The sequence below is a fragment of the Verrucomicrobium sp. BvORR034 genome (genome assembly GCF_000739635.1).
Taxonomy (GTDB): domain Bacteria; phylum Verrucomicrobiota; class Verrucomicrobiia; order Verrucomicrobiales; family Verrucomicrobiaceae; genus Verrucomicrobium.
Map to the genome: position 1 here is coordinate 1 of NZ_BATQ01000080.1, position 26,825 is coordinate 26,825.

Below are 26,825 nucleotides of genomic sequence, written 5' to 3' on the forward strand. Positions count from 1 at the left end.
GAACATCGGCGTGGCCCACATCGAGTACATGGGGTCCCGTGAGGGGATTGCGCAAGAGAAGGGCACGCTGGCTGAAGCCGTGCCGCACGGTGGCGTGGTGGTGCTCAATGCCAATGATGACTTCTCCTCCTCCATCGCCGCCCGCAGTCATGCGCGTGTCGTCCTGGCTGGGGTGGGGGAAGGGGACGTGGTGGCCACGCTCACGGAGAGCGGCGCCCGGGGCTCCTTCTTCAGTCTGAACTTTGACGGTCGCGTGGTGGTGGATGTCCACCTGCCCGTGCCCGGGGAACACATGGTGGGCAATGCCGCGCTCGCCGCGGCGGTGGGCTGGCACTTCGGCGTGACGCCGCAGGAGATCGCCGCAGCGCTGGGCGAGGTGCAGCTGACCAAAGGGCGGGTGCAGGTGAAATCCTGGCGCGGGGTCACGGTGCTGGATGACTCCTACAATGCGAATCCCGACTCCATGCGAGCCGGGCTCAAGACGCTGGCGGGCCTCAAGATTCCCGGGCGCCGTGTGGCCGTGCTGGGCCGGATGGGCGAGCTGGGGCCGCATGCAGAGTCCAGCCACCGGGAGGTGGGGGGGTATGCTGCTGAGCTGGGCTTGGACGCGGTCTTTAGCGTGGGTGAAGAAGCTGCCCTAATCACCTCCCAGGCAGATGCTTCGGGTGGATCGGGAGACTATAGAAATTTCTCATCTCATGCCGCCGTCGCTGCCTGCCTCACCGAATGGTTGCACGAAGGTGATGCGGTTTTGTTGAAAGGAAGCCGTTCTGCTGGCATGGAGCAAGTGCTCACACATCTCGACAACCCGGCATCATGATACACTGGCTCGCTGAATTTCGGAACTCCGTTGGAGACACGCTGCTCTCCTCCCTGCTCAACCTCCTGCACTACCATACCTTCCGCGCTGGCGGGGCCTGTCTGACGGCTTTTGCGCTCTCCCTTATGTTTGGAGAGCGCGTCATCCGGAAGCTCATCTCCCTGAAAGTGGGGCAGCCCATCCGCTCGAAGGAAGAGGTGCAGAAGCTCTTCGACCTGCACGGGAAGAAGGCGGGCACGCCCACCATGGGCGGGGTCATGATGCTGGCCACCTTCACCCTCTCTGTCCTGCTCTGGACAGACTGGGCGAATCCGATTGTCTGGATGGTGCTCGGCACCACGCTGGCGCTGGGACTGCTGGGCTTCTGGGATGACTATGAGAAAGTCGCGAGGAAGAATTCCAAGGGCGTGAGCGCCAAGACCAAGCTGGTCTGGCAGTTCGCCGTCGCGATCGCGGTCTCCTGGATCTTCGCCTACGGGCTGCCGGGCGGGGTGACCTATGACAACCAGGTGGTGACGTATCGCAGCCTCTACATCCCGTTCTTCAAGGAGCCGCTCATCCTGGACATGGGATTCTTCGCCGTGATCTTCTTCTCCCTGATGATCGTGGGTTTCTCCAATGCGGTGAATCTCACGGATGGTCTGGACGGACTGGCGACGGGATGCTCCATCAGCACGGGTCTCGCCTACGCGGGATTCTGCTACCTGGCCAGCAATGTGAACTTCGCCAAGTTCCTGCTCATCCCATACTTTCACCTGGCGGATGAGCTCACCATTGTGGCGATGGCCCTGGTGGGGGCGTGTTTTGGATTCCTCTGGTTCAACTGCCAGCCGGCGCGCATGTTCATGGGGGACACCGGTTCCCTGGCCCTGGGCGGGGCGATCCCCACGCTGGCGATCGGCTGCAAGCAGGAGTTGATTCTCCTCATCGTGGGTGGCGTCTTCGTCATGGAGGCGGGTTCCGTGATGCTCCAGGTGGCCAGCTTCAAGCTGCGCAAGGTCCGCATTTTCCGCATGGCTCCCATCCATCATCATTTTGAACTCGGGGGATGGCAGGAGAGCCAGGTTGTGGTACGTTTTTGGATGCTGTCGTTAATTATGGCCCTCGTGGGCCTGGCGACTCTCAAACTGCGTTGATTCACGGCCTCTCCCACCCATGGACCCACGTTCCGACCTCGACCTCGATCTTGCCAATCAGCATGTAGCCATCCTCGGCGCCGGCCGCAGCGGACTAGGCGCTGCCCGACTCGCCCGACAACTCGGAGCGGTGCCCGTCATCTTCGATGAAGGGGATCCGGTAAAGCTCCAGAAGGCCGTTCAGGCCATCGCGGATGAGGGTATTGAATGCCGCCTCGGCATTGAGGCGGCGAAGGCGGCTGTGGCGGAGAGGCCCTTCAGCCTGGTGGTGACGAGCCCCGGGCTCGATGCCAGTTGGCCGCTGCCCAAGGCCTTCACCGATGCGGGCGTACCGCTGGTGGGGGAGATCGAGTTTGCCTGGAGACCCATCAAGGAGGTCCCGACGGTGGCCATCACGGGCACCAACGGGAAGACGACCACGACGGAGCTGATGGAGCGGATGTTCAATGGCTGCGGTCACCGCACCATCGCCTGTGGGAACTACGGCCACGCTCTGAGCGAGGTGGCGGTGAGCGGGGAGACGTATGACCTGCTCACGGTGGAGGTCAGTTCCTTCCAGCTGGAGACGATCACGAGCTTCCGCCCGCGGGTGGCAGTGTGGCTGAACTTCGCGCCGGATCACCTGGACCGTTATCCGGACAACGAGGCTTACTTTACGGCCAAGAAGCGGATCTTCGACTACATGACGCCCAATGATGTCGCCATCATCCGGGCGGGGGAGCCTCTGGGGGAACTCCTGCCCCGGGTGGTGACCTTCACGACGGAGCCGGAGGTGGAGGCGGACTTCATGCTCTACCACGACCGGATCCTCTTCCGAGGGGAGAAGATTGCCCGGGTCTCAGACCTGCCGCTTCATGAGCGCCATAACATCGAAAACCAGATGGCGGCCCTGGCGGCAGGCTGGGTGATGGGGCTGCCTTTTGAAGACATGCTGGAGGCCCTGAGCGGGTACGAGCCAGCGCGGCACCGCTGCGAGCTGGTCAGCGTGGTGAACGGCCGCTCCTATATCAATGATTCCAAGGCGACGAACCTGCACGCCCTGGAGACTTGCCTGAAATCTCAGGACGCACCGGTGGTACTAATTGCAGGCGGAAAGGAGAAGGGTCTTGATTATTCACCTTTCCGAAGCTTAATTACGGAGAAGGTGACTGCTCTGGTAACCATAGGAGAGATTGCCGACAAACTGAGTGCCCTGTTCTCGGACCTGGTGCCCTGTCGGCAGGCTCCCAGTGTGGTGGCCGCAGTAGAAATCGCCACCCAGCTCGCCGCCCCGCGACAATCCATCGTATTTTCACCCGGAACTTCCTCCTTCGACATGTTCAGCGGCTATGCAGAGCGCGGCAATGTGTTCCGGGATGCAGTTTTGAATTTGCCCACCCCCGTTTTGAATTAAACTCCGCCGAGGAGAGACGCTTATGAATGACAAATCCAACCTCTCACCCACGCGGCGCCTCTTTGCGTCGGAAAGCTTCCGCAGGCATTATGTGTCTGCGGTGGAGAACGGGGATCAGGCGGATTGGACGGAGCGAGAGCAGAGCGGCAACCTCGGCCGTGTGTTCGTGTTTCTGCTGCTGCTCCACGTGTTTTTGATCGGGGCGATCGTGCTGTACAATATCGTCTCTGACCGGCCCAAGGTGCCGGTCGCAACCGGCATGGGCAAGGCTGCGCCTGCTCTCCCTGGCGACACCGCTGAGTCAAGCACTGGATCGACGGTGAAGCGCAGTGAGCTTTCCGAGTACCAGGTGCGCTCCGGTGACACGGTCCAGTCCATCGCAGACGCGACGGGGGCGACCACGGAGGAAATCATCCGCCTGAACCAGCTGGATCAGAACGGCGAGCTCTATGTGAGCCGCCGTCTCCAGCTCCCGCTGCGCAAGGAAGTGGCCAATGAAGTGCCTGCTCCTGCGGCCGCAGTGGCTTTGACATCGGGCCAGACCAGTCACGAAACGACCGTGGCTGCGGCCAAAGAAGTGAGCGGCAAGGCTGGCAAAGGGCAGCCTGAATCCTTCAAGGCGGCCGTGGTGGCGGATTCCTCTGGTAGCAAGAGCAAGTCTGGCGAGTCGCATCCCGCACCGACCCTCATCAAGGCCAAGCCAGTGACTCTGCAAGACGCTCCTCCTGCAGAGACCCGTGCGGTCAAGCTGGAAGATTCCCCGCCTGCTGGCAAAGCTGGCTCGGGTGGTTCCACCCAGAAGGCCATCCCGGTCTCGCCCGTGAAGCTGCAGGAAGCTCCGCCCAAGGAGAAGCCTGCTCCGAAAGCTTCTCCCGTGGTGGCGGAGACGGCGAAAGAGAAGCCCGCTCCGGCAGCGTCGACGGGCGGTGGCCGCTCCTACGAGATCAAGGGAGGGGACACCTTCTACTCGATCGCCCGGAAGAACGGGATCAGCGTCAACGAGCTCATCAAGGCGAACCCGGGAACGAATCCCAGCCGCCTGAAAAAGGGCATGGCGATCAAGATTCCAGCCAAATAACCAATCTGCGGGGCGCCCAAAAGGCGCCCCTTTCATTCCCTCCCTTTCCCTTTCTCCATGGGTCGAGCCAGTGTTTACGTTCTCGTCTTTGCCGTCAGCATGCTGAGTGCGCTCGGCCTGGTCATGCTGGCCAGCACGAGTTACTTTTTGGATGAGACGAGCGGGGAGGCGTATTTCACGCTGCGCAGCCAGATCATTCGTCTGGGGATCGGGGTGCTTGCTGCCGGGGTCATGGCGTTCATCGCCTATCCGCGGCTCTACCGCCTGCGGTGGAAGATTTTTGGCGTGACGGTGGTGGCGCTCCTGCTGTGCTACGTGCCCTTCTTTGCCGATGAGGTGAACGGGGCCGCCCGCTGGATCAGCCTGAAGCGTCTCGGGATCGGCGGGCCGAATTTGCAGCCCTCTGAGCTGGCAAAGCTGGCCGTGGCCATCTTGCTGGCGGGGTGGTTTACCCGGCATGAGCCGCTGACCCGGGAGTTCAAGCAGGGGTTCCTGATGCCAGGCTGCATGGTGTTTGTCACGGTCGCCTTGATCGCTGGCGAGGTGGACCTGGGCAGTGCGGCGCTTGTTGGCGCACTGGGTGGCGGCATGATGTTCGTGGCGGGCACCCGCTTGCTGTACCTGCTCCCTATTTTAGGGGCCGGATTGGGCGGACTGGCCTGGGTGGTCAAGTTCATGCCCAACCGTGTGGAGCGTATCTTTGCCTTCCTGGATCTGGAGAAATACAAAGAGGGACTGGGCATGCAGCAGTGGCGGGCCTTGATCGCCTTTGGCTCCGGTGGCGTCGAGGGCGTGGGCTTGGGCAACGGCCGGCAGAAGATGCTCTATCTCCCGGAAGCGCACACGGACTTCATCTTTCCCATGGTGGGGGAGGAGCTGGGCCTCTATGGCACGCTTTTCGTGGTGATCACTTTTTCATTGCTCATCGCGGCAGGCATGAGCATCGCCCATCGGGCACCGGATCGTTTCAGCCGCTTGCTGGCCTTTGGCATCACGCTCACGATTGCCCTGGAAGCCCTGCTGAACATGGGGGTGACCACCGCTCTGCTGCCCAACAAGGGGCTGCCTTTGCCCTTCGTGAGCTACGGTGGATCCAGCCTTGTTTTCCGCATGATTGGCATCGGAATTCTCATTAACATCTACCGTCAAACGCCTTACGAACGGAAGAAGGACTTGCTCGAAATACGGCGTCGTCGTATGACTGCGGTCTCCCATGGCTCGCTATAAGAAAAACCGCCAGAAGTCCAAGAACCCTCCCGTTCAGAGTGAAGTTCAAGGGACTGCCGTCGCGAAGCCGCAAACGAAATCCCGCACCACGACGCCTACTTCCAGCCAGTCGCCCTGGAAGAGCCGTCATATCATCATCGCCTGCGGTGGCACCGGGGGGCACTTGTTCCCGGGCATCGCGGTGGGTGAGGTGTTGCAGGCCCGCGGACATGACGTGATCCTTTTGATCAGTGAGAAGAAGATCGATGCCCTGGCCTCGAGCGGGCACGCTTCTCTGCGATTCGAAAAAATGCCTTTCCTGGCCATGCCCAAGCCTTTGTCTCTGCAGATGCCCAAGTTCCTGCTGGGTGTGTGGAACGGGCTGAAGCAGTGCAAGGCGATGATCCGTGAGCACGACACGCAGGTGGTGCTGGGCATGGGGGGCTTCACCTCCTTCGCCCCGGTGCTTGCCGGTCGTCGCGCCAAGATCAAGACGCTCATTCACGATTCCAACGCCATCCCGGGCAAGGCCAACAAGCTCACCGCCAAGTTCTGCGATACGGTGCTGCTGGGCTTTCAAGAGTGTGCGAAGTACTTTCCCAAGGAGAAGGCGACCCGCATCGTGGGAACCCCGGTCCGCAGCGCGCTCCGTCGTGCGGCGGAGGAGACCCAGGAGGATCCGTATGCCTTCTTTGGCCTCGATCCCAACCGCAAGACGGTGCTGGTGATCGGTGGCAGCCAGGGCGCGCGCGGCCTCAATAACGCGGTGACGCATACCTTGGATGAACTGAATGCCCTGGGCGTGCAGATGCTGCACATCACGGGGCCGGGCGATTATCAGGAGGTCTCGGACGCCTATGATGGCAAGGAGATCAAACTGCACTCTCATATCGCCGCCTTCTGCCATCGCATGGAGCTGGCGTACAAGATCGCCGATATTGCCCTGGCCCGCAGTGGTGCTTCCACGCTGGCAGAGCTCGCCTACTTCGGGGTGCCCAGCCTGCTGGTGCCTTACCCCTATGCAGCAGATGATCACCAGACGCTGAACGCCCGCATCTTCCACGAGGCCAAGGCCGGCATCATGGTGCCGGAGCTCGATCTGTCTCCAGAGAAGCTGATTCGCGTGGTGCGTGAGATCACCACCAATGACCAGCGGGCGGCCAACATGAAAGCCGCGGCCAAGGCGATCTCCCACGCCAGTGCGGCAGAGGAAATCGCGAATATCGTGGAAGAGATGGCGATGGGGAAATGATGGGGGTCAGGGGTGAAGGGGTGGCCCTTTGAGACAGGATTGACAAGATTTTTAAGGATTAACAGGATTGGGATTGGGAGGTGAGGCTGAGGACTGAGGGTGGCCTCTACCTGATCCTGCTTGCGGGATTTTTAGGAGTGCGGCAAGATTTGCTGCTTTGGGGAGTGCTGTGTCTTGCTCGTCTCTGTAGAGCGCGACCCAAGAGAACGAGAGAAGCTTCGTAGCTTGAACTTTTCTCCGCCGATTTGTCCTTTTGGACCCGCCCCAATCGTCAAGGGGATGGAATGACGAACCTTCGGGGTCGAATTGTGGCGTCCGCAAGGGCCGCCGCGTCGAAGTAGTCACCAAGAGCAACCAACCCATATTAACTCCACTCAACGATCTGCCTTATGAATGCAAATGGCGAAACCAAGCGCGGCTTCGGAGCCATCGCTCCCCACATCGTCCGTCTTTTCTATGGACTTGGCTTCACGGTCTTTGGCCTCAATGGCTTTCTTGACTTCATCCCCAGGCCGGACACCCCCATGCCAGCGCCCGCGATGGCCCTGTTCACGGGCCTCATGGGATCCGGGTATATGATGCCGTTGATTGCGGGGACGCAGTTGGTGTCCGGGGTGTTGCTGCTGATCAATCGCTTTGTGCCGCTGGCCTTGGCGTTCCTGGCTCCGATGATCGTGAACATCGTGGCCTTCCATGTCTTTGCTGCACCGGAGGGGACGATCATCGCGCTCTTCTTTGCGGCCATGGAGGTGTATCTGGCCTGGTGTTATCGCCGGGTGTACTACCCGATGCTGGCGGCGGTGGTGCGGCCGGGGTGAGCACTGAACCACGAGTAGGTTTGTGGCCCCCAAGGAGCGGCGGTTTGTGCTTGCACAACCGCCGGAGGTTGCCGGAGTTGAAGTGCTTCCAAACCGGCAGATCAGCCTTAGTGGGGCAGCATCGCGTGCTGGCAATTGGGTGTTTGATCGCTCCGTTTTCCCTCGGCGGTTGTGCAAGCACAAACCGCCGCTCCTTGGGAACAGGAGTGCGTTGTACGCTAGATGGAGGAGTGACTGGGTCTGTCGAAACTGGATGAGTTAGAGAGAAGACGTACGCCGTAGACGCTTCAGTTAGTGCCTGCCAAGGAGCCTTGGATGCGAAAGGCTCCCAGACCGCCACAACTCCTTCGGAGTAAAAACCTCCAACACCCGTACCCAACGTAGACTCGCTGGAAGCTCGTCAACGTTGGGCTTGTAGCCCCATCCTCTTCGAGGAAGAACTTCGACTGAGCGAGTGGGTGGCCGCCAAGGAACCACCTGGAGGTGCCCTTCTCAGTTCGAAGTTGATCCCCAGCGGGGATCTTTAACACAGCCCAACGTTGGACGAGCCCTAAGCGAGTCAACGTTGGGTACCTCCGCGGAGGATGATCAGGTGGGGAGGCCGACAGCATCCGCTTTCTCTCCTCTGCCATCAACGCCTCCATGTAAGGCGGATGCGATGTCATGCGCTGCCTGATATTCGCGGCAAGATGCCGCGAACAGCACGCAGGGATGCGTGCGCTCCCCGAGCTTCCCAGGCAAAGGCCATTTTGAGAAACGGTCAGACCACGTTTCACCACCGCGAGGTTCCTTGGCAGGCACAAATATTCCGGTGTAGGGTGGGAGCAGGCAAGAAGGTGCCCATCTACCCAACGCTGATTCTGCCGAGGGGTTTGCGCGGCGCGGCTGAAGCATGCGTGCAACGAACCAGACCGCCGAAACTCCTTCGGAGTAGAGCTCGATATCTTACTCACCCAACGTAGACTCGCTTGAGGCTCGCCAACGTTGGGCTTGTCGTCGCAACCTCTTCGAGGAAGAGCTTTGGCTGACTGCTTGGATCTGTGCGTGAGAGTCTTCGAGATCGCCGCGCTCGCCATCCGCCCTCGCGCTTGGGACTTGCCGCCATTCGTCTTTGCCGTCATGGTTTTGTCCATGATGCGGATTTCTCGAGCTCTGATAGGGGTGGGGTTGCTATTGGCCTTCGCTTCCAGTCACCTGCGGGCAGATGAGCCGCCCAAGGTAGGGGAGCGGCCGCCAGTGATCCCAACAGGGGCTTCCAGCGATTCCACATCATTTCTCAAAGCGGCGCATGAGGCGGAGGCGTTGCGGGTGACGCGTCGTGTCAATGAGGCGGAGTTTGTTCGCATGGCGAAAGAGGAGAAGACGGTCATCCTGGATGCGAGGAGCAGGGCGCATTTTGACCGGTTGCGCATCAAGGGCAGCATGAACCTGCCCTACACGGAGATGGCAGAGGCAACGCTGCGGCGGTTGTTTCCTGACACATCGACCAGGATCCTGATCTACTGCCGGAACAATCTGCCTGATGAACCCGCGTTTGTCGGGGATCCGAAGTCCCTTTTCCCGGCCGAGTTTGACCCTCCTAAATTCCCGAACGCAGGTCTCAATATCCCTACTTACATCACGCTCTATATCTACGGGTATCGGAATGTGTGGGAGTTGGACCCTGTGGTGAATCCCAATCAGTCGGTGATCAAGTTCGAGAAGGGGACTTCTGTGACCAAGGATCCGCAATTGAGTGCCTTGGTGCGGACGGGCACGTGGAAGGAGGACTGGCCGGATGGCAAGGGTGGGGTGGAGGTTCGAGAGGTCACGGCAGAGATCTGGACGGATGCGTTTCAGGCGGCGATTGAGAAGCATGGGCGGTTGGAGATCCCGGGCCGGAAAGAGCCGTACTACCTGGATGCGCCGCTGGTGCTGTCATCCGGTCAATCGATCAATGCGGCACCTGACGCGGAGATTCGGCTCAAACCGGGCGTGAACTCCTGCATGGTGCGCAACCGGAGCATCCGTGATTTCTCCGACCGTCCCGTGCCGGAGGGGCTGGCGTCCGACAACGATCTGTGTGTGGAAGGCGGCATCTGGACCACGCTGGCGGTGGGGGTGCCTAGCATGAACGGCAATCGTGCGGGCCGCTCTGATGCGGCCAACACGGTGCCGAATTGCAACGGGACGCTGCTGTTCAGCAATGTGCGGAGGCTGGTGGTGAAGAACCTGGTCATCCGTCGCTGCCGGTCCTTTGGCGTGCATCTGGGCAATGTGAACCAGTTCCATGTGGAAGGCATCAAGTTCGAGGAAAATGGGCGGGATGGGGTGCATGTAAACGGGCCCGCCCGGTACGGCGTGATCCGGGGCATTTCAGGAGTGACCCATGATGATCTTGTGGCGCTCAATGCCTGGGAATGGCGCAACTACACGCCGACGTTTGGCCCCATTCAGAATGTGTTGGTGGAGAAAGTCACGGGTGCGCCAACTGGTAGCAAGGCGACGGATGCCATCCGAATGCTGCCTGGGGTGAAGCGCTTTTCCAATGGGGATATCTTGGAGTGTTTGATCAGCGATGTGGTGTTGCGAGACCTCACGGACATTCGAGAGTTCAAGCTATACGACCAGCCCAATCTGGAGATGGGACGAGACAAAGATTTCAGCGTGGCGGTGGGGAAATTGCAGAATGTGACGATGAGACAGCTCCGATTCACGCGACCCGCGGTGGTTCAGATCGCCGCGGATGTGGAGGGGCTGTTCATCGAGGACGTGGATTTGCTGTTTACGCCTGAGCCTGCGTTCAAGCTGGTGGAGGTGGGTCCCATGTCTGCCACTTACCGGCACGGACCGGATCCTGCGCGCTGGGTGGAGATCTTTTCACCGGATCGCGACATCACGGTGAAAGGCTTCAACCTGGAAGCGGTGAGGGTGAACCAGCAGCCGGTGCCGGATGCGGCGGCGTTGGTTCAGACGAAGGATCAGCAGGTGAATCCAGACTACCCCAAGAGCACGCCGCGAGGAGGCGTGGGAAGGGTGCGCTGGGAAAAATGAGGCCCAATAGGGTGGCTCGACATTTCCCGATGAAGGCAGTGAAAAAATGCAGGTGACCAGAGGGCCGCAGCCTGGTGCTCCATGGTCAATGCCTCGACTCAGCCGACAGGTTGAGCGGCTGGTGTCGATGTGGATACGAGTTGCCAGCCTCTAAGATCCCTCATGGGGAAGATCAGTCTTTCCCCGTTCTGGCGAAGCAGAACAAAGGCATCCCTGCCGGTAACATGACGATCTGCCTGGTAGATTTTCCGGTCTCCGTTGATGAAGATGACAGTGTATATCCGCATGCCATAAGATAGGCGCACGATAACTGCGCACAATTCGTTACCGGGGCTCCACCCAATTGTGGGGGGAGGTCAGACAGGCGTCTCAATGAGGTGTCAATGGTGACGCCTTGGAACCTGTTTGGATGAGAACATCCGGGGGTGGCAGGTTCAATTATGGGAAGGAGATAGGAGCGGCTTCGCCGAACCTGAGAACTGCCCCTCCGGGTTGCGAGGCATTTTCATCCCGACAGGTTCTTGCGGCTGCGGGAATCACTTTCGTATCTCGCTTACAGCAGTCGCGTGCCCAATGGAACGTCTTGATCAGGTTCGCACAGGACGACATGGCCGTCTTCATTGTGAAAGCCGGTGACGAGGCATTCGGATTGGATGGGGCCGATTTGTTTCTTGGGGAAGTTGATGACGGCGACGACGAGGCGGCCGACCAGGCTCTCGGGAGTGTAGAGAGCCGTGATCTGGGCGCTGGATTTCTTCACGCCCAGTTCTGGGCCGAAGTCCACCTGGAGGATGTAGGCGGGCTTTCTGGCCTGGGGAAAAGGCTGGGCGCTCAAGACGCGGCCCACGCGCAGTTGCACCTTGGTGAAGTCTGACCATTCGATGGTTTCCATTTCCATGGTGGGAATGTGAACGCGGCCTGGACCGGTGCAAGCCGCGGCAAAGAAAGCCGGGGGGCGAATTCTTCGGAATCCGGATAGAGGGGAAGCTTTCCTCCTCAGAGGATTTGAGGCATGATCGAGTAAATGCAGCCGATGCAGGTTGCCCGATCCGATTACCCAGTGTCGTGGATGAGCCTGAAGATTGAAGGCTCCCCGGCCCTTCATTCATGTGCCCGGTGTTCCGGGGCAAGTTGTGCCTCTCAAGGGTGCCTTCGTTTCACTCCGTCTAACTCATCCACTTAACAATATGAAAGCTTTGCTGCTGGCCTTGTTGGCCCTGACCACTGCCACCTGTTTCACCTCCTGCGTGGCAGGCCACGTGGATCGTGTGGAAGATCGCTATGATCGTCGCGAAGATCGCTATGACCGCCGCCACTACAGCGGACCGGGAGATCGCAGGGAGGACTACTGGGACAAGCGTGAGAACGTGAATGACAAGTTCCGCGGCCGTCGTGGGCTGATGTATTGAGGTGAGGGCGGGACGCATCCTGCCGGAGCGTCTGTGGCCTGCACAGCGGTTGTGCCTTTAACCGCCACCCAGATGGGCGGCATGGCGCAGTATGCCTGCGGTGGCCACCGCGATGAGGACGGTGGGCAGGAGGGAGAGGCGGGTGGCGGCAAAGAGAGTGACTCCCAGCGCGATGAGATTGGCAGAATTTCCAGACGCAAAGTCTGGGGCAATCACGGCGATCAGCACGCAGCCGGGAGCGGCTTCCAACACGGCTTTCGTGCGGGCTCCCAGCTCCCGGTTCCGCAGAAACAGATAACCACCGACGCGGGTCAGATAGGTGACAGCGGCCATGGCACCGATGGTGAGGAGGGTGGCGCTGTTCATGATGGGGACCTCGTGTTCCTGCAAGCGAAGGCCACGCCCGCGGCGGCACCGGCGGGGAGATACCATGCGCCGGGGATCAGCCGGTAGGTGGTGATCGCCACGGCCAGGCTCACCATCCAGGGTAGCGCTGTGCGGAGGCCCTTCCACATGCCCTTGAGCAGCACCAGGAAGACGGCGGGGAATGCCATGTCGAACCCGTAGGAGCGGATGTCTCCCAACCGGGGGCCCAATACGGCACCGGCTGCGGTGAAGAGGACCCAGGTGGCATACAGGCAAAGAGATAGCCCCAGGTAGTAGGGCAGACTGAAGGCGGGGAACATGCTCGAGCTTTTCCGGCGCTGCGTGTCCGCCAGGCCCATGGCCCAAGATTCGTCACACATTAGGAAGAGGGCTGGCAGGGCCTTCCACCTTGGCAGGTGACGCAGATGAGGGGCCAACGCCGCGCCCATGATGAGGTGGCGGCTGTTCACGAGGAAGGTGATGGCAACGATCACCAGGAGGGCGGGCGGCGAGCCCCAGAGCTCCACGGCGGCGAACTCGGAGCCTCCTCCAAAGTTCAGTCCGGTCATGAGCGGCACTTCCTGGGTGGTGAATCCCTTTTGCACTGCATTGGTCCCCAGCACGAGGGCAAAGGGGATGAAGCCCACCATCACAGGAATGGAAGCGAACACGCCGCGTTGGAACTCGCTGGCGGTGTGCGACTTGGTCGTGACGGATTGGGTGGGGGCGGCTGCGATTTCACAGGTCTGCATGGCGTTGGCAGGATAATCGAAGGGTGACAAAAGATCCTTGCGTTTATGCCTGAATGCAGGGGTCAAAGTGGCATGCTGTATTGCATAAGGGCAAAGAAATGGCATGCTGTGCCAATGATTCTGGACTCCATCGACCGACGCATCCTGGCGGCGCTGCAACGGGACGGTCGGCTGCAAAATGCCGAACTGGCCAAGCAGGTGGGGCTGTCCCCATCCCCTTGTCTGCGGCGGGTACGGCTTCTGGAGGAGGCCGGGGTGATCAAGCGCTACGTGGCTCTGTTGGACCCTGCGAAGATTGGTCTGGGGTTGACGGTGTTTGCCCGCGTGTGGCTCACGGGCCAGGATGAGGAAACTACGAGCGGGTTCATGGAGGAGGTCCGCCAGATGCCGCAGGTGGTGGAGTGCCACCTGATGGCCGGGGATTGTGATTTCCTCCTCCGCGTGGTGGTGGCGAATCTGGATGCGTATCGCCGGTTTCAGATCGAACACCTCGGGCGCATCAAGGGGGTGCGGAACATCAAGACGGACATTCCCATGCAGATTGTGAAGACATCTGCCGAGCTGCCGGTGGGGGCGTAGCAGGACTGGACCGGTCCAGCGGGATATAGGATATAACCTAGAGGGGGCGGGGGCGGCTCACGCTCCGCGATCACTGCGCAGCGCTTTGAGCTTGCGGCGTTCTTCCCCTGAAGGGCGGGCGACGAGAATGGCGAAGGCGACAATGCCGAGAGTCACCAGGGCGGCTCCGCCCAGCGCCAGGCCTTGTGGCCAGGACTCGTGTAGGAAGAGGACGCCCAGCACCATGGCAAAGAGGAGCTCCGCCGCCTGCATGGCCTCGGCAGCCCCCAGGGCCACGGGTTGACTGCGGACCATGCCGGTGGCTTGAAAGAAGAGGATGGTGGCGATGACCCCAGCGCTCAGGGCCACTCCGGCGGCAAGCCACACCTGGCCGGATGAAGGAACGCCCGCCTGCCACCACGCGAAGACTGCGACGAGCCCCCACAACGGCTGGCTGGCAAGGGTCAGGCCAAAGACGCGCTGGGTGGCGTTGAGGCTCTCTCCCGTGCGCTCCAGGTGCACCAGCAGCAGGCGGTTGCCCAGGGGATAGGCCACCGCGGAGATCAATACGCAGATGAGAGCGATCCATGCGGCCGCATCCATAGGGCCGCTGCCGTGACCCAGCTGCATCATCAACACCCCGGCGAGGATGGCAATGGCGATCGCCACTGCGGCGAGGGGAATGCGCTTGCGGTTATCCCGATAGATGAACGGGGCGCAGAGCATCCCGGCGATGACGGTGAACTGGAAGCTGCCTGCGATCAGCCATGAAGGGCCGCTCGATGCGGCAAAAGAGAGGAGGCAGTAGAACAGGAGGAAGCCAATGACACTGCATCGAATCCACGCCCAGGGGTGGGCCATCATGGCGCGCCACACGGGAGCGATGCCACCCTGCGAGGGCATCAGCGGAAGCAGCATCGGCAGCGTGATGAAGTAGCGCAAACACGCGGTCCACGCCCAGTGCCCACCGCCCGTTGCGCTCACGCGGTTGAGCACATAGGTCATGGTGAAAAACAGCGCTGCGATGAGCGCGATGCCCACGGCAAGCAGGGCGCGGGAGCGATCGTGTCCGTGAGCGGCGTCCTTCATGCGCACGGGGCAGAGGCGGAATGTGGGGGATGCGCGGGACGGGAGGAAGGCATTAAGCATCTGTTACGCTTGGGACGGGGCGGCGGGATGAGGCTGTTTGACCCGAAGCATGGCACGGTGCACTCGCTCTATCCAAAATCCGAAGCATTGCCGTGGAGGGTGCCTCCCGCGTTGACTTTTGTTTCGACTGATCCTAACAATGGATCCCTGAAGGCATCTCCTGGTTACGTAACTGGAAAACTGTCATGACCTTTGCCAAAGTCATTGTGTGGATTGTCACTGGCTTGATTGCGGGGACGCTGGCGGGACGCATCGTCACCATGAGCAAGGCCGGGCTGGGGCGCTGGGTGCACCTGGGTCTCGGCATGCTCGGAGCCATCGTCGGAGGGATTCTGTTCTGGGCTTTAAAGATCGACTTTGGATGGGAGGACATTCACATCAGTGCCGAGGATCTTGTTTCTGCGTTGATTGGCTCGCTGATCTGCATTTTTGGCTGGAGGCTGATTCGCAAGTGGACTGAGGAGAAGGGGGATAAGGGGAAGGGCAAGGGTAAGACGGTGCCGCCTTCGGGGGGGTAGGGGGATGTGGATGGCCCAGCAAGACAAGGAGCGGCGGTTTGTGCTTGCACAACCGCCGAGGGTGGTCGGAGGAATCACGTGCCCAAGCCTCGAGGAGTCATGTGAGTCGCGGCGTGATTCGGTGTTGGATAGTCCATCGCTCTGCTTCCGTCCGGCGGTTGTGCAAGCACAAACCGCCGCTCCTTGGGGGGCGCTGGGTGTGGTTCTACCCTATGACCGGGTTGCGTGGGTCAGGGGCTGTGCGACTGAGCCGTCCCGCATGCGGGACGGAATTCCAACCCTGCCGGCGGACGTTTAGGATCATCTGATCGTCAGCGCCCGATGCCGTGTCACAGAAGCGGGGCTGGAACCCCCGCCTCCTTTGAGCTTCCCAACTCTTTGTGCCTTCGTGCCTTTGTGTGAGAATACTCAGGTCACGCCTTGAGCCCTGCCAGATCTGGCGTGGCGGGCTTGGCATTCGCGATGAACTGGTCCCAGGTCGCACCGCCGGGTGTCTTGGCAGCGTATTCACCGAACAGGGTGAGCAAGGCGGATTCGACGGCCCCTTCGATGGTGGGGTTGCCCTTCGGATCCTTGGCAGCGATGGCGGCGCGGAGTTGCTCGACATTTTTCTCTGAACCCGTGCGATACAGGTTGGTGGCCACGCCGCCGGGCCAGTAGGCTTCTTTGCCCCCGCGGATCATGACACGACCGGCGAACTCGGAGGTGAAGATGCCCTTGTTCCCGACGAAGCGGTTGCCGCACATGAACGGCGATCCCCAGCCGTTGAACTGGCGGGAGGCGAAGCTCACGGAGCCCTTGGCAAACTCGAATAAGAGGGAGAAGTGATCCGCCACATCCCCGATGTCGTCCGGGCGGGCGGCGCGTCCGCACTGGCCAGTGACGCGGGTGGGGCGCCCGAAGGCCCAGCTCACGATGTCCAGGGCGTGGATGTTCTGCTCCGTGATGATGTCTCCGGCCAGGTCGCGATGGCGGATCCAGTTTTTCAGGCGGCCTTCCGGCTGGGTGTCGTCGTGCTTGCAGGGGATGAGCTCGGCCTCGTAGTGGCACTCGCCATAGAGGAGGTCACCGATGGCCCCTTCGTGTACCCGCTTGATGCCTTCCTGGAAGAACTCGTCCCCGCGTGATTGTACGTCGGCCAGGACCACGATGCCTTTTGCCGCAGCATGCTTGGCGAGCTGGCGGATGGTTTCACACCCGGCCACATCAATGGCCATGGGCTTGGCGATGAGGACATGCTTGCCAGCGGCGACGGCATCGATGGCCTGTTGCACGTGAAAGTAGGGCGGGCTGTGAATGGCCACGACGTCCACGTGCTCCATCATCTTCTTGTAGCCGTCCAGCCCGGTGAACTGCTTGTCGGTGGGGACATTGAACTTTTCGCCGTACTTGGTGGCGCTCTCTGGGAAGTAGTCACAGGCCGCAGCGATCCGGAACCCGGGGTTCTCCACGATGATGCCGGAGACAAAGTTTCCTCGACCCCCGCAGCCGATGTTCCCGATTTTGAAGACGGGGCCGCTGTAGTCTGCCTTGGCCGGAGTGGGGGCTGTCTGCGCGGCGAGCTGTGAGGCCAGGGTTGCGAGACCGGTGGCGTGGAAAAAGGAGCGGCGGTTCATAGGTGGGTGGACGGGATTCGCGACGAGGGGACTGGGTTTCAGTCATCCAATGACCCTGGGCAGTCAGGTGTAACGCGATTTGGTGGAGCGGGAGTTGGGGGTGTGGTTTTGCGGTGATCTGGAGGGGGTTGATTTTCAGGCGGTTGGAGGGTGGTTTGGCCTGCGTGGGAGGCGTGAGTGGAGAGGAGGCTCGTGGCTGCATTCGTGAAAATGCGGAATGGCAGGGTGAGAGCGACCTTGTGGGGTGGGTTGCTTCCGTTGGGTGTGAGCGGCCCACTCTGACCGCGTTCTTACGAACGCAGCCACGACTGAAAGGAAATAACTAGCAGGCGTGAGTGGAGAGGTGGCTTGTGGCTGCATTCGTGAGAATGCGGAATGGCGGGGGGCGAGCGACCTTGTGGGGTGGGTTGCTTCCGTTGGGTGTGAGCGGCCCACTCTGACCGCGTTCTTACGAACGCAGCCACGACTGATAGGAAATAACAGGCGGGCGTGAGTGGAGAGGCAGCTCGTGGCTGCATTCGTGAGAATGCGGAATGGCGGGTGCGAGCGACCTTGTGGGGTGGATTGCTTCCGTTGGGTGCGAGCTGCCCACTCTGACCGCGTTCTTACGAACGCAGCCACGACTGAAGGGAATGACTGGCAGGCGCGAGCTTCTGGCTAGGTGCTGCTCTTGCGCAGGCGTGTTTGGGCTCGAGCCTCCGCCTCGGCTTCCTTCAGGAGCAGGGAGGCGACGGACCAGTCGTACCATTTGAAGAAGATGACCTTTTCCTCGCTCACTTCATCGACTCTCGTGCGGCGAATGACGGACTTGGCCAGTTTGAGTTCAGCCTTGGCGGCATCCCCGTGACCGAGATTCTGATGGCAGACAGCCATCATGGCCCGGAGACCGGCGGCGCAGATTTCCCGGATGTTGGGCGCGGCGAGGGCCACATGGGCAATCTGGAGCACCTTCTCGTATTCGCCTTTTCGATAGTGATACAGGGCCAGGGAGTAGGCCTCCCATGCGGGGAAGGATCCTTCAGAGTGGGCTTGCACGGTGGCCTCGCAGATGGCCGCTGCGTCTGCCAGTTGTTGCAGCATTTCCGGCGAGGCCTTCACAATCAGACAGGCCTTGAGAATGTGCTCGGCCTGCAGGGAATCTGTCACCGGCAGATACCGAGAGAGCATCTCGGTTCGGAAGGCATCGTAGGCTTTCTTGTCGCCCAGTTCCAGCAGGGCGGGGGCGGTGATGAGCAGATCCGTGCCGCGCAGGAGCTCTTCCGGGCGGGTCATCTGGGTGGCCTGGGCCATGAGGCGATAGCATTGGACAGCCTCCGCCCACTTCCCGTAGGTGGCGTACCAGTTCCCGAGCGTTCTGAAGACGGAGGAAGCCTCCTTGGAGGGCTCGATGGAGACCAGGGGCGTCTGCTGCAGCAGTTCTTCTGCCTCGCTGATCTTGCCTTCCCCGAGCAGGAAGGCGGCGCGTGAGACATTGGCTCTGGCCTGGGCCTGCTGACGGAGGGCGAGCTCCTGATCGCGGGACTTCTGCGCCTCCAGGCTTAACCGCTCCTGTTCACTGAGTGCCTCTTTCTCCCGGAGGTAGAGCATGGTGGAGGCGCCGAATCCCAGGAGGATCGCGGTGATCCCGGCGAGAGCGGAGTAGAAGGGGATGCGATTGCGCCGGACGAACCGGGTGAAGGTGTAGAAGTTGTTGGGCCGGCGGGCTGTCACCGGCTTGTCCTGCAAGTGTCGCTTCAGATCCAGCGCCAGGGCGCTCGCGGTCTCATAGCGGCTGTTGCGGTCCTTCTCCAGGGCCTTCATGACGATGCCGTCCAGATCACCCCGCACGGAGGCGAGCAGTCGCGATGGCTCCGCCTGCCGGGCGGTGGCGATGGTCTTCAGCTCCTCCTCACCCACCTCCGTAAGCCGCGCGGAGGGCTTGAGGTGCTGCTTGTCCAGGATGAGTTTCCTCATACCCGCCATGCCGGCGCTCATCAGCATCTTGCGGTCAAAGGGCGTCTGGGAGGTGAGCAGCTCATAGAGCAGCACGCCGAGGCTGTACACATCGCTGCGGGTATCCACATCGATGCCGATCATCTCCACCTGCTCCGGGCTCATGTAGGCCGGGGTGCCGAGGAAGTGATCGTGACCGGTGAGGCGCGGCTCCACCTTGGTGTCGGTGGCCACGGCCTTGGCGATGCCGAAGTCGATGACCTTGGCGACGGGTTGATGACGGGGGCCGCTCACGAGCACGTTGGACGGCTTGATATCGCGGTGAATGATCCGCTTGGAATGCGCGTGCTGGATGGCCTCGCACACATCGATGAAGAGGGCGATGCGCTGCCGCACATCCAGCTTCTCGCGATCGCAGTAGCTGGTGATGGACTCTCCCTCCACCAGCTCCAGGACGAAGTAGGGGCTGCCATTGTGAAAGCCGCCCACGTCCAGCACCTTCGCGATGTTCGGGTGGTCCATGATGGCCAGCGCCTGGCGCTCCACATCGAAGCGCGCCTTGGTAATGGCGCTGCCGGTATCGATCCAAAAGAGCTTGAGCGCGACGCGTCTTCTCACGGGCTGGGCCTGCTCTGCCTCATACACGATACCGCTGCCGCCTTCACCGAGACACCGCACCAGAAGATAGTCCCCAATGCAGGAACCCACCTCCGGCGGACGATCTGCCGCCGCCGTAGTGGGAGACGTCTTCTGGGGAGGCAGGTCGCTCATGAGCTGCGTGGCCAGATGCGTGCGAGCCTCCCGTGCCTCCAGAAAAAACGAGGTGGCCTCACTGGCCGCGCCCAGGAGTGTTTTCATCCGCTGCAGCCCCTGGGGATCATCGCGGAAGGTGAGTTCAAGGAAATCCTGTTGCTGCTTCGCGTCTTCCAGCGACAGCGCGACCTCGTAGATGGCTCCTTCAACAGCGGTGTTCACAGGCAGGGGGTCTCCAGGCTTCAGGAGCGGTTGAGATCCTCCTGGATCATCTGGTACAGGCGGGCTTTGGCAAAGGTCCACTGTCTTTCCACCGTCCTGAGACTGTGCCCCAACATGGAAGCGATCTCCTCACTGGTGGATCCGCTGAAGAACTTGAGCATGACAATCCGCGCCGCGTGAGCATCCTCCTGCTCCAACCGGGTGAGGGCCTCGTGGATGAGCAGGATATGGTCGCCGTCTGCGGGCTCCTCGCTCTGGGCAAGCGAGGGATCATCGGTGAGCTGGCGTTTGACGGCGGACTTGGTCCGGGCCCGGTCCACCAGGATGCGCCGCATCGCCTCCGCAGCGGCGCCAAAGAAATGGGCCTGGCTGTCCCACTCCGATTGGGAGGTGGCCAGGCGCAGCCACGCCTCATGCACCAGCGCGGTGGGTTGCAGGGTCTGCAGGCCAGACTCCCGGAACAGCTTGGACGCCGCGAGCCGTCGCAGCTTCTCATACATGACCGGCAACAGTTCGTCTGAGGTGAGACTTTCACCTGAAGGGGCATCCGCCGGATGGGCCGCTCCATCTACAGCGGTCTTCCCGGAAGATTCGGCAGGTGAGGAGGGGTTCATGGCAATGAGGCTGGATCTGGAACGCCAATTAAACGCCTCATCAAGCCGAGGTCCAGCATCAAGAGGAAAGATAGTCTTCACATCATGAGAGGGCGTTGCACCGTGTTGAGGGGTGATTTCAGGAAAAGTAGCATGTTTTGAAAAATCTTGGCGGACGAGGGACTCCGAATCCGCATCAACTCGCGCCAATGGTCGAATTGATCGAGATTAGAACTGCATACGAGTCCCTGGAGAAGCTGGTAACGGGATTCCAGCCGGGATGCAGTCCGATCGAGGTGACAAAATCGTCACCAGGCCGGTATTCGGCGCAGACGGACAGGAGCCGCTCTGCGGGCCGGGTCGTACGCGCGCCCCTGCCTGTGCCGCCAGCCACGCGGCCGGGCCTCTGCCTCAGGAATAATTACCTGTAACCCAAGAACAAACCACGTCCTTCCTCATGCGCCTTACTCCGTCCACCGTCTGCAAAGCTCTGGCCTCATGCGCTGCTCTCGCCTGTCTCGCGGCTCCTGCGTGGGCGGCCACCGTGGTGACCGATGCAAATTTCAACTCCGGCACCTTTGCGGATGCCGGGCTGTTTGACTTCAGCCTGCAACGAAATCCCACGGTGCGTGCAAACGTTGGGGTGGGGGGCTCCACCGGGCTGGAGTTTGGCAACAACGGCGGTGCCGTGACGGCATCCATGACCATTGGTTCCACCGCCACCTTCTCGATGTACGGCGAGTACAATGGGAATTCAGGAAATAATGGCAGCGCCATGTCGTTTGGCTGGACACGGGCCACGACGGAGTTCAATTCCTTCAGCGGAGCTGGCACGGGTGTGACCGCCGCAGATACCATCCTGGTGGGGCTGGCTCGCACGTCCGACGGTGGCTTCAGTCTCGGTGCGGCCAACGGAGCCACAGGGGCGGTGGGAGGTACTGGCACCTACTTTGGGAACACGGTGGCCTCCCTCACCTCCGGCAACTGGTATCGGCTGGAGGGCACCATCACCTATGATCCGGTCACGGGCACGTTCACCTTTGTGAATGTCTCGCTGGATGACTTTGGCGCGGATGGCACTGGCGAGGTCACGGCGAATGTCCTGAGCGGCACGGGAAAGACGATCGTCGTGCCAGACTTTGGCACGGTGGGGCGGGGTATCTTTGCCACGAACCAGGATCGCGGTGTGTTCTACACAGACAACTACTACCTGGCAGTAACTCCAGAGCCCACAGTATCAATGCTGCTGGTCTTGGGCGGTGTGGCGCTCGTGGGGCGTCGGCGCAGGCCGGGGTGTGCCAGCCATCGTCCTGAGAGCGCGCCCGCCTGAATCCTGGTGGGGATATGGGAAACGACCTTGTCACAGCCAACTCCTGAAATCCGCATGAATCTTCCTGCCTCCACATGCCGTGCCCGACGTGGCTTCAGCCTTCTGGAGGTGGTGCTTGCCACGGGCATCATCAGCAGTTCATTGCTGGCGGTGGTATGTCTGTTGCCCGTCTTCATGGCGGTGGAGCAAGACCGGACGCAAGAGCCTGTGCTGCCGCGGCCCGAGTCAGTCGCGCCTGAGGGGTGTGTGCTCGCTGGCGGGCCAGCCTCGGAGGCGGGTGCCGGCAAGCTGAACTGAACGAAACTCTCCCACATCGCATAAGAGCGATTTGCCAAGATATCTATTGTCCATGAAGAACATTGCCCCTGTATCCTCCCGTCCCTGCGCTTGTAAACCCGGCCCGCATCGCCAATCTGCTTCCCGCCTGCGGTGGGTGCCAGGTTCCCTGACTCCGCTCATGCTGGCAGTCGTGCTGTTGCTTTTGGGGACCCAGGTGTCTCAGGCAGTCATTGTCGGCACCTTTAACATCCGGTATGACAATCCCAAGGATGGGGAAAACGGGAACGGCTGGCTGCAGCGGGCACCGGTCATCGCCTCGCTGATCCGCTTTCACCGGTTCGATGTATTGGGTATTCAGGAAGCCCTGCATCATCAGGTGGAGGATCTGCAGAGCCAGCTGCCGGCCTATACCCACACCGGCTGCGGACGCGATGACGGGCATGAGGAGGGAGAGTTCGCGGCCATCTTCTATCGCAAGGATGTGTTCACCCTGAAGGACAGCGGCACGTTCTGGCTTTCGCCGACGCCAGAGGTGCCTTCCATCGGCTGGGACGCGAAGTTCAACCGCATCTGCACCTGGGTGAAACTGGAGTCGAACAAGACGCATGAGACGCTTTACGTGTTCAACACCCACTTTGACCACCAGGGCACGACGGCCCGCATGGAGAGCGCGCGACTCATTCTGGCGAAGATCCAGGAGATCGCCGGCGGGAAACCCACCGTGCTCACCGGGGATTTCAATGTGGATCAAACGAGCGAGAGCTACCGGCAGATTCACGACTCCCAGCTCCTGGTGGATGGCTTTGAAACCGCAGAGGAGAGGTATGCGCTGAACGGTACGGCCAATGGGTTCAAGGTAAGTGCCTTCACTGACCGCCGCATTGACCACGTCTTTCACAGCCGGGCGTTCAAGGTGCTGCGCTACGGCGTGCTCACGGACAGCTACCGCTCGCCATCAGAGGATGTGGCGGAAACGGGCTCGGTTGCGCTTCCGCGTGAGATGAAGTTCAGGAACTACCTGCCTAGGACTCCGTCCGACCACTTCCCGGTGCTGCTGGAGTTGGAGTGAGGAGGCGGGGGCAGCGTGACGGCTCGTGGCTGTATTCGTGAGAATGCGGGAGGGTTCGGGGGAATTTGGCTGCGCGGAAAGTCTTGTCTCCGCCGTGGTCGGATGACGTGCCTGACCGCGTTCTCACGAACGCAGCCACGACTGAAAGGGGGTGAGCGGTCGGTGTGGGGTGCGAGGAAGCTTGTAGCTGCGTTCGTGAGAACGCGGGGGGCGGGTGCGAGGGGCTGTGGGAGGGTTGTTTGTGTTGCGTGCGAGCGGTGCGTCCTGACCACGTTCTTACGAACGCAGCCACGACTGAAGGGGGTGGGCTGTAGGCGTGGGGTTTTAGGAAGCTTGTAGCTGCGTTCGTGAGAACGCGGAGGGCGGGTGCGAGGGGCTGTGGGGTGAGTTGTTTCTGTTGCGTGCGAGCGGTGCGCTCTGACCACGTTCTTACGAACGCAGCCACACGAATGAAAGGGGTTGAGCGGTCGGTGTGGGGTTCTAGGACGGACTCAGGGGGTTGCGGGCAGGAAGTCTTCGAGTCGGGCCTGCTCACTGCCAATTTTGACATCGGTGACGTACACGGTCTTGCGTTTCACGTTCGTCTGTTCCGCCTCGAAGGCGAGGCGCTTGCGCTCCTGGTCCACATGCCACTCCGGGTGGTAGATGCCGGTTTTCAGATAGGGGGTGTAGGCCACACCGATGGTGCCATATACATTCGGGCCCTTGCGCTCAAAGACGGGCTTGCCATCGCGCCAGATTTTGGTGAGGCCGCTCTCTTCCGGTGACCACTTTGCCTGTATGATCCAGGAGACCCACTGACCGCGTTTCACCGGCTCTTCCAGCACCTGGCCCTGGCGGGTGGGGCCTGCCTGAGGTGAGCCGTAGCTCTGCGCGATGCGCCAGCGGTCATTGGCCACAGAGATGGCCAGATTGGAGAAGGTTGGCCGCCAGTTCCCGGGGACGCCGTGCCACTGCAAGACGATGTCCTGCCCTTTGGTCGGGTCGAAGATCCAGTCTTCCGGAATGAAGATGCGGGCGGCATACCAGCGTTCGTTGAAACTACTTTCAGAGGGCAGGGAGATTTCAGACCGGAAGGAGTTGGGAGCGCGCTCCACGTTGAAGCGTACGGCCTTGGTGCCCGCCGGCATCTTTGGCGCATCCACCACCTGGATGCACTCCGGGGTGGGGGCGGGCAGTGAGTAGCGGTCGTCTTCAGAGAAGTTCCAGCGGGCGAGCCCGGCGTCCTGGAAGTCGTCCGCAAACAGGATGCGCTGCTTCGTCTTGAAGACATCCGCGGCCCGCACCCGTCTCGTCGCGGCAGGGGTGGAGGTGTGGTTGAAGAGGGAGGTCCACAGCAGCGGCTGGGTGATGGGATTGTTCCGCCGGATTTCAAAGTCCTGGGGGTCGGGTTTCAGCCTGTGCCAGAGCATCAGATATTTTTCCTCGTGCAAGGCCAGGCCGCCGAAGAGCAGCGCTGGCTGCCTTACTGGCCAGCCCTCCCAGGCATTCACATCCGGGGCCTTTGGCCAGGAGGATTTGTCCGCCAGGTAGGGGTGGAGGAAAGCCACGGCCTTGGCCATGTTTCTGCCGTCCGGCGCGGTGAAGGTCCAGAGATTGTCTGACGGTGTGGAGAGGAGCTGGCACAGCGCCGCCATGAGGTCGAGCTGGAAGATGGAGTAGGCGTAGGGCTTGGTGCGGGCCAGTTCAAAAGGGAAGCCGCCATCACCGCCCATCTGCATGGGCACGAAGATTTCCTTGAACTGGCGGCGGCACTCGGTGAGCAGCGCTGCATCCCCGGTGAGTGTGGCAAAGGAGGCCACCTGCAGCCAGTAGGCCACGGCATGGTTGTTCTTTGCGGTGGCCTCATTCTTGCCCTTCGGGCTTTCGATAAACCACTTCGTGTAGTCCACGAACCACTGACGCAGGCTGGCAAAGTCCTCCTTAGACAGGGCCTTGGAGTCACGCAGGGCAAGGATGGACAACGGCACCTCGATGAGATGCAGGGTATCGATCAAGCCCGTGCCACGTTGCGGCGTGGCCTTGCCGACGATGGCCTGGGCGTAGTCCAGGCTGGGATGCATGCGGGTTGCCTTGTCGATGAAGAACACCTTCAGCAACTCCACCGCCTTGGCCGCATAGCGTTCCTCCTGGGTCAGCAGATAGGCGGCCGCCAGGGCGGAGGTGGCATCGCGCATGGCCATGAGGGACTTGCGATGCTCATTGAAGTTCTCCGGGTTCGACTGGCCGTCCCGCATGAGGTAGGGCTTCCCGTCCGGCTTTGCGGGATCGGGCCAGTAGTAGTCGCTCATGGAAAAGAACTCGTCAGGCCGGCCTTCGCTGAGCGGGGAGCGGTCGGACGTGATGGACACCGGCTGCATCGTCAAGGCAGCATCCGCCCGGGTCAGAATTCGCTCCCGATCCTGTTTGGCAACCCGGGAAGGGCCAGGCGCGGCGGCGGGTGAGGAGAGGGCAAAAAGGAGGGCCGGAAGGGCCGCGAAAAAAAGTTTCGTCATGGATGGCGGGTGGGCGACAAATGTCCTGCCGCGTTCCGGGGTTGCGGAATATTTTACAGATGCCGTCGGGCAGGGCCGCCTATTGTCAAAAGGCGCTCGGGATGAGCCTTGCATCCCGTCGCAAAAAGAGGGTTGCAATTTTATGCGGCTCAAATACTCTTGATTTAAGAGTAATCTGAAACGAAGAGTGAGTGCGCCCCAGCCCATCGACTTCTCCAACCTGGACACCGCCGTGCACGGTCCCGTCCGGCTGGGGTTGCTGACGGCGCTGCAGTCTGGTGGGCCGATGGACTTCACGACGTTGAAAGGCCGGTTGAAGACTGCGGATGGGGCTCTAGGGCTGCATCTGCAGAAGCTGGAGTCGATAGGCTACATCACGGCGACGAAGCGCTTCATCGGCAAACGGCCGAACACCACCTATGAACTGACGCACCCGGGCCGCACGGCGCTCTTTGAGTACCTGGCCATCATGCAGCGGCTTATCGATTCGATGGATCTCGCCCAGTGGGAAAAGTCCAAGTCAAAACATCAAACCTGACCGGTCCTATGGAAAACCAGCATCCCTCCGTTCCGCCAACGTTCGCACCGGTGGCCCCGCCTCCACAGCCGATGTCCCCGCAGCAATTGCAGTCAGACATGGAGACGATCCGTTCGATTCTGAATGAGTCGCCTGCCAGCAAGGGGCCGCACCGGCTCATCCTCGCCGGGGCCAATATCTTCTGCGGTCTCATGCCCCTGGTGGCGGTGCCCTTCATCTTGCTGGGCACGGGCATTCCCGCCATGGTCGTGCCGCATGAGGAGGGGTCATTCATCCCGCTGGTCATCGGCCTCGCCATCTCCGCGTTTCTGGTGCTCTTTGCCATCCCGTTCTTCCTGGCGGGGTGGGGGTTGTTCAAGGACCGCAGTTGGGGGACGGTGGCGGCGATTGTGGCCGCGGTGCTGAACGTCATGAATGTGCCCTTTGGCACGGCGATCTCGATCTACACCTTCTGGGCTCTGGCAAAGAACAAGCTGACGAGTTGATGCTCCTGCTGGCCTGGCGAGGTTC

24 protein-coding genes are annotated in these 26,825 nt (G+C 61.1%); 16 read left to right on the top strand and 8 right to left on the bottom strand.

Features of this window, described 5'->3' with window-relative positions:
• The 8 genes from murF to BV034_RS13945 all read left to right on the top strand — a co-directional run.
• Window positions 1-820: UDP-N-acetylmuramoyl-tripeptide--D-alanyl-D-alanine ligase (gene murF, locus BV034_RS13905; protein ID WP_265592977.1), on the top strand; the 820-nt coding region annotated here is incomplete at its 5' end.
• Window positions 817-1,956 carry a phospho-N-acetylmuramoyl-pentapeptide-transferase gene (gene mraY / locus BV034_RS13910; protein ID WP_081887802.1) on the top strand — a complete coding sequence of 380 codons (1,140 nt, stop codon included), beginning with the start codon at window positions 817-819 and terminating at the stop codon, window positions 1,954-1,956. The genes murF and mraY, both read left to right, overlap by 4 nt.
• Window positions 1,957-1,975: 19 nt before the next feature.
• Window positions 1,976-3,349 (top strand): UDP-N-acetylmuramoyl-L-alanine--D-glutamate ligase, encoded by a 1,374-nt coding sequence (murD, locus tag BV034_RS13915; protein WP_050027614.1) that lies wholly within the window; start codon window positions 1,976-1,978, stop codon window positions 3,347-3,349.
• A gap of 22 nt (window positions 3,350-3,371) precedes the next feature.
• Window positions 3,372-4,427: a LysM peptidoglycan-binding domain-containing protein gene (locus tag BV034_RS13920; protein ID WP_050027615.1), complete on the top strand. Its 1,056-nt coding sequence runs from the start codon at window positions 3,372-3,374 to the stop codon at window positions 4,425-4,427.
• Between the two features lie 57 nt (window positions 4,428-4,484).
• Complete coding sequence (locus BV034_RS13925; protein ID WP_050027616.1) at window positions 4,485-5,654, top strand: putative peptidoglycan glycosyltransferase FtsW; 1,170 nt, start codon at window positions 4,485-4,487, stop codon at window positions 5,652-5,654.
• Window positions 5,641-6,885: an undecaprenyldiphospho-muramoylpentapeptide beta-N-acetylglucosaminyltransferase gene (gene murG / locus BV034_RS13930; protein ID WP_050027617.1), complete on the top strand. Its 1,245-nt coding sequence runs from the start codon at window positions 5,641-5,643 to the stop codon at window positions 6,883-6,885. The genes BV034_RS13925 and murG overlap by 14 nt, the downstream gene beginning before the upstream one ends.
• Window positions 6,886-7,274: 389 nt before the next feature.
• A complete protein-coding gene (locus BV034_RS13935; protein ID WP_050027618.1) occupies window positions 7,275-7,703 on the top strand; it encodes a DoxX family protein in 429 nt (142 codons plus the stop codon).
• Between the two features lie 1,131 nt (window positions 7,704-8,834).
• On the top strand, window positions 8,835-10,736 hold the full coding sequence (locus BV034_RS13945) for a rhodanese-like domain-containing protein (RefSeq protein ID WP_265592978.1): 1,902 nt from the start codon (window positions 8,835-8,837) through the stop codon (window positions 10,734-10,736).
• Between the two features lie 553 nt (window positions 10,737-11,289).
• Here the strand turns inward: BV034_RS13945 and BV034_RS13950 are convergent.
• The gene (locus BV034_RS13950) at window positions 11,290-11,628 is read right to left on the bottom strand and encodes a tRNA-binding protein (protein WP_050027638.1); all 339 of its coding nucleotides are present in this window, start codon (window positions 11,626-11,628) and stop codon (window positions 11,290-11,292) included.
• A 295-nt stretch (window positions 11,629-11,923) separates the two neighbouring features.
• Between BV034_RS13950 and BV034_RS13955 the strand changes: the two genes are divergently transcribed.
• A complete protein-coding gene (locus BV034_RS13955) occupies window positions 11,924-12,145 on the top strand; it encodes a hypothetical protein (protein ID WP_050027621.1) in 222 nt (73 codons plus the stop codon).
• Window positions 12,146-12,202: 57 nt separating this feature from the next.
• Here the strand turns inward: BV034_RS13955 and BV034_RS13960 are convergent, their stop codons facing one another.
• Complete coding sequence (locus tag BV034_RS13960; protein ID WP_265592979.1) at window positions 12,203-12,511, bottom strand: AzlD family protein; 309 nt, start codon at window positions 12,509-12,511, stop codon at window positions 12,203-12,205.
• Window positions 12,508-13,263 (bottom strand): AzlC family ABC transporter permease, encoded by a 756-nt coding sequence (locus BV034_RS13965; protein ID WP_050027640.1) that lies wholly within the window; start codon window positions 13,261-13,263, stop codon window positions 12,508-12,510. Before BV034_RS13965 ends, BV034_RS13960 begins: the two co-directional genes overlap by 4 nt.
• A 114-nt stretch (window positions 13,264-13,377) precedes the next feature.
• Here BV034_RS13965 and BV034_RS13970 point away from each other — a divergent pair, with 114 nt between their 5' ends.
• Window positions 13,378-13,842 (top strand): Lrp/AsnC family transcriptional regulator, encoded by a 465-nt coding sequence (locus BV034_RS13970; protein WP_050027622.1) that lies wholly within the window; start codon window positions 13,378-13,380, stop codon window positions 13,840-13,842.
• A gap of 57 nt (window positions 13,843-13,899) precedes the next feature.
• Here BV034_RS13970 and BV034_RS13975 read toward each other — a convergent pair whose 3' ends face one another.
• Complete coding sequence (locus BV034_RS13975) at window positions 13,900-14,910, bottom strand: multidrug resistance efflux transporter family protein (RefSeq protein WP_050027623.1); 1,011 nt, start codon at window positions 14,908-14,910, stop codon at window positions 13,900-13,902.
• 245 nt (window positions 14,911-15,155) lie between these two features.
• On the opposite strand from BV034_RS13975, the gene BV034_RS13980 reads away from it, so the two are divergent.
• Window positions 15,156-15,488, top strand: a complete 333-nt coding sequence (locus BV034_RS13980) for a GlsB/YeaQ/YmgE family stress response membrane protein (protein ID WP_050027624.1) — start codon at window positions 15,156-15,158, stop codon at window positions 15,486-15,488.
• Between the two features lie 413 nt (window positions 15,489-15,901).
• Here BV034_RS13980 and BV034_RS13985 read toward each other — a convergent pair whose 3' ends face one another.
• The 3 genes from BV034_RS13985 to BV034_RS13995 form a co-directional block, all read right to left on the bottom strand.
• Complete coding sequence (locus tag BV034_RS13985; protein ID WP_050027625.1) at window positions 15,902-17,104, bottom strand: Gfo/Idh/MocA family oxidoreductase; 1,203 nt, start codon at window positions 17,102-17,104, stop codon at window positions 15,902-15,904.
• A gap of 657 nt (window positions 17,105-17,761) precedes the next feature.
• Complete coding sequence (locus BV034_RS13990) at window positions 17,762-20,011, bottom strand: serine/threonine-protein kinase (protein WP_050027626.1); 2,250 nt, start codon at window positions 20,009-20,011, stop codon at window positions 17,762-17,764.
• A 20-nt stretch (window positions 20,012-20,031) separates the two neighbouring features.
• Window positions 20,032-20,625: an ECF-type sigma factor gene (locus tag BV034_RS13995; RefSeq protein WP_081887803.1), complete on the bottom strand. Its 594-nt coding sequence runs from the start codon at window positions 20,623-20,625 to the stop codon at window positions 20,032-20,034.
• Between the two features lie 436 nt (window positions 20,626-21,061).
• Between BV034_RS13995 and BV034_RS14000 the strand changes: the two genes are divergently transcribed.
• From BV034_RS14000 to BV034_RS14010, 3 genes are read left to right on the top strand one after another with little or no spacing between them, the layout of a single operon-like run.
• Window positions 21,062-21,934 carry a PEP-CTERM sorting domain-containing protein gene (locus BV034_RS14000; protein WP_050027627.1) on the top strand — a complete coding sequence of 291 codons (873 nt, stop codon included), beginning with the start codon at window positions 21,062-21,064 and terminating at the stop codon, window positions 21,932-21,934.
• Window positions 21,935-21,988: 54 nt separating this feature from the next.
• Window positions 21,989-22,231 carry a prepilin-type N-terminal cleavage/methylation domain-containing protein gene (locus tag BV034_RS14005; protein WP_050027628.1) on the top strand — a complete coding sequence of 81 codons (243 nt, stop codon included), beginning with the start codon at window positions 21,989-21,991 and terminating at the stop codon, window positions 22,229-22,231.
• Between the two features lie 52 nt (window positions 22,232-22,283).
• Window positions 22,284-23,282: an endonuclease/exonuclease/phosphatase family protein gene (locus tag BV034_RS14010; RefSeq protein ID WP_265592981.1), complete on the top strand. Its 999-nt coding sequence runs from the start codon at window positions 22,284-22,286 to the stop codon at window positions 23,280-23,282.
• A 491-nt stretch (window positions 23,283-23,773) separates the two neighbouring features.
• Here BV034_RS14010 and BV034_RS34730 read toward each other — a convergent pair whose 3' ends face one another.
• Complete coding sequence (locus tag BV034_RS34730) at window positions 23,774-25,777, bottom strand: alginate lyase family protein (RefSeq protein ID WP_081887804.1); 2,004 nt, start codon at window positions 25,775-25,777, stop codon at window positions 23,774-23,776.
• 187 nt (window positions 25,778-25,964) lie between these two features.
• Between BV034_RS34730 and BV034_RS14020 the strand changes: the two genes are divergently transcribed.
• Together BV034_RS14020 and BV034_RS14025 are read left to right on the top strand one after the other, a co-directional pair.
• Window positions 25,965-26,315 (top strand): transcriptional regulator, encoded by a 351-nt coding sequence (locus BV034_RS14020; protein ID WP_050027630.1) that lies wholly within the window; start codon window positions 25,965-25,967, stop codon window positions 26,313-26,315.
• Window positions 26,316-26,386: 71 nt separating this feature from the next.
• Entirely contained in the window at window positions 26,387-26,800 is a 414-nt protein-coding gene (locus tag BV034_RS14025) for a hypothetical protein (protein WP_265592982.1), read from the top strand.
• Window positions 26,801-26,825: the final 25 nt, after the last annotated feature.

Excerpts from the sequence above, each read along its gene's own strand:
- mraY (WP_081887802.1), top strand. The coding sequence starts at position 817 with ATGATACACTGGCTCGCTGAATTTCGGAACTCCGTTGGAGACACGCTG.
- murD (WP_050027614.1), top strand. The coding sequence starts at position 1,976 with ATGGACCCACGTTCCGACCTCGACCTCGATCTTGCCAATCAGCATGTA.
- BV034_RS13920 (WP_050027615.1), top strand. The coding sequence starts at position 3,372 with ATGAATGACAAATCCAACCTCTCACCCACGCGGCGCCTCTTTGCGTCG.
- BV034_RS13925 (WP_050027616.1), top strand. The coding sequence starts at position 4,485 with ATGGGTCGAGCCAGTGTTTACGTTCTCGTCTTTGCCGTCAGCATGCTG.
- murG (WP_050027617.1), top strand. The coding sequence starts at position 5,641 with ATGGCTCGCTATAAGAAAAACCGCCAGAAGTCCAAGAACCCTCCCGTT.
- BV034_RS13935 (WP_050027618.1), top strand. The coding sequence starts at position 7,275 with ATGAATGCAAATGGCGAAACCAAGCGCGGCTTCGGAGCCATCGCTCCC.
- BV034_RS13945 (WP_265592978.1), top strand. The coding sequence starts at position 8,835 with ATGATGCGGATTTCTCGAGCTCTGATAGGGGTGGGGTTGCTATTGGCC.
- BV034_RS13950 (WP_050027638.1), bottom strand. The coding sequence starts at position 11,628 with ATGGAAACCATCGAATGGTCAGACTTCACCAAGGTGCAACTGCGCGTG.
- BV034_RS13955 (WP_050027621.1), top strand. The coding sequence starts at position 11,924 with ATGAAAGCTTTGCTGCTGGCCTTGTTGGCCCTGACCACTGCCACCTGT.
- BV034_RS13960 (WP_265592979.1), bottom strand. The coding sequence starts at position 12,511 with ATGAACAGCGCCACCCTCCTCACCATCGGTGCCATGGCCGCTGTCACC.
- BV034_RS13965 (WP_050027640.1), bottom strand. The coding sequence starts at position 13,263 with ATGCAGACCTGTGAAATCGCAGCCGCCCCCACCCAATCCGTCACGACC.
- BV034_RS13970 (WP_050027622.1), top strand. The coding sequence starts at position 13,378 with ATGATTCTGGACTCCATCGACCGACGCATCCTGGCGGCGCTGCAACGG.
- BV034_RS13975 (WP_050027623.1), bottom strand. The coding sequence starts at position 14,910 with ATGAAGGACGCCGCTCACGGACACGATCGCTCCCGCGCCCTGCTTGCC.
- BV034_RS13980 (WP_050027624.1), top strand. The coding sequence starts at position 15,156 with ATGACCTTTGCCAAAGTCATTGTGTGGATTGTCACTGGCTTGATTGCG.
- BV034_RS13985 (WP_050027625.1), bottom strand. The coding sequence starts at position 17,104 with ATGAACCGCCGCTCCTTTTTCCACGCCACCGGTCTCGCAACCCTGGCC.
- BV034_RS13995 (WP_081887803.1), bottom strand. The coding sequence starts at position 20,625 with ATGAACCCCTCCTCACCTGCCGAATCTTCCGGGAAGACCGCTGTAGAT.
- BV034_RS14000 (WP_050027627.1), top strand. The coding sequence starts at position 21,062 with ATGCGCCTTACTCCGTCCACCGTCTGCAAAGCTCTGGCCTCATGCGCT.
- BV034_RS14005 (WP_050027628.1), top strand. The coding sequence starts at position 21,989 with ATGAATCTTCCTGCCTCCACATGCCGTGCCCGACGTGGCTTCAGCCTT.
- BV034_RS14010 (WP_265592981.1), top strand. The coding sequence starts at position 22,284 with ATGAAGAACATTGCCCCTGTATCCTCCCGTCCCTGCGCTTGTAAACCC.
- BV034_RS34730 (WP_081887804.1), bottom strand. The coding sequence starts at position 25,777 with ATGACGAAACTTTTTTTCGCGGCCCTTCCGGCCCTCCTTTTTGCCCTC.
- BV034_RS14025 (WP_265592982.1), top strand. The coding sequence starts at position 26,387 with ATGTCCCCGCAGCAATTGCAGTCAGACATGGAGACGATCCGTTCGATT.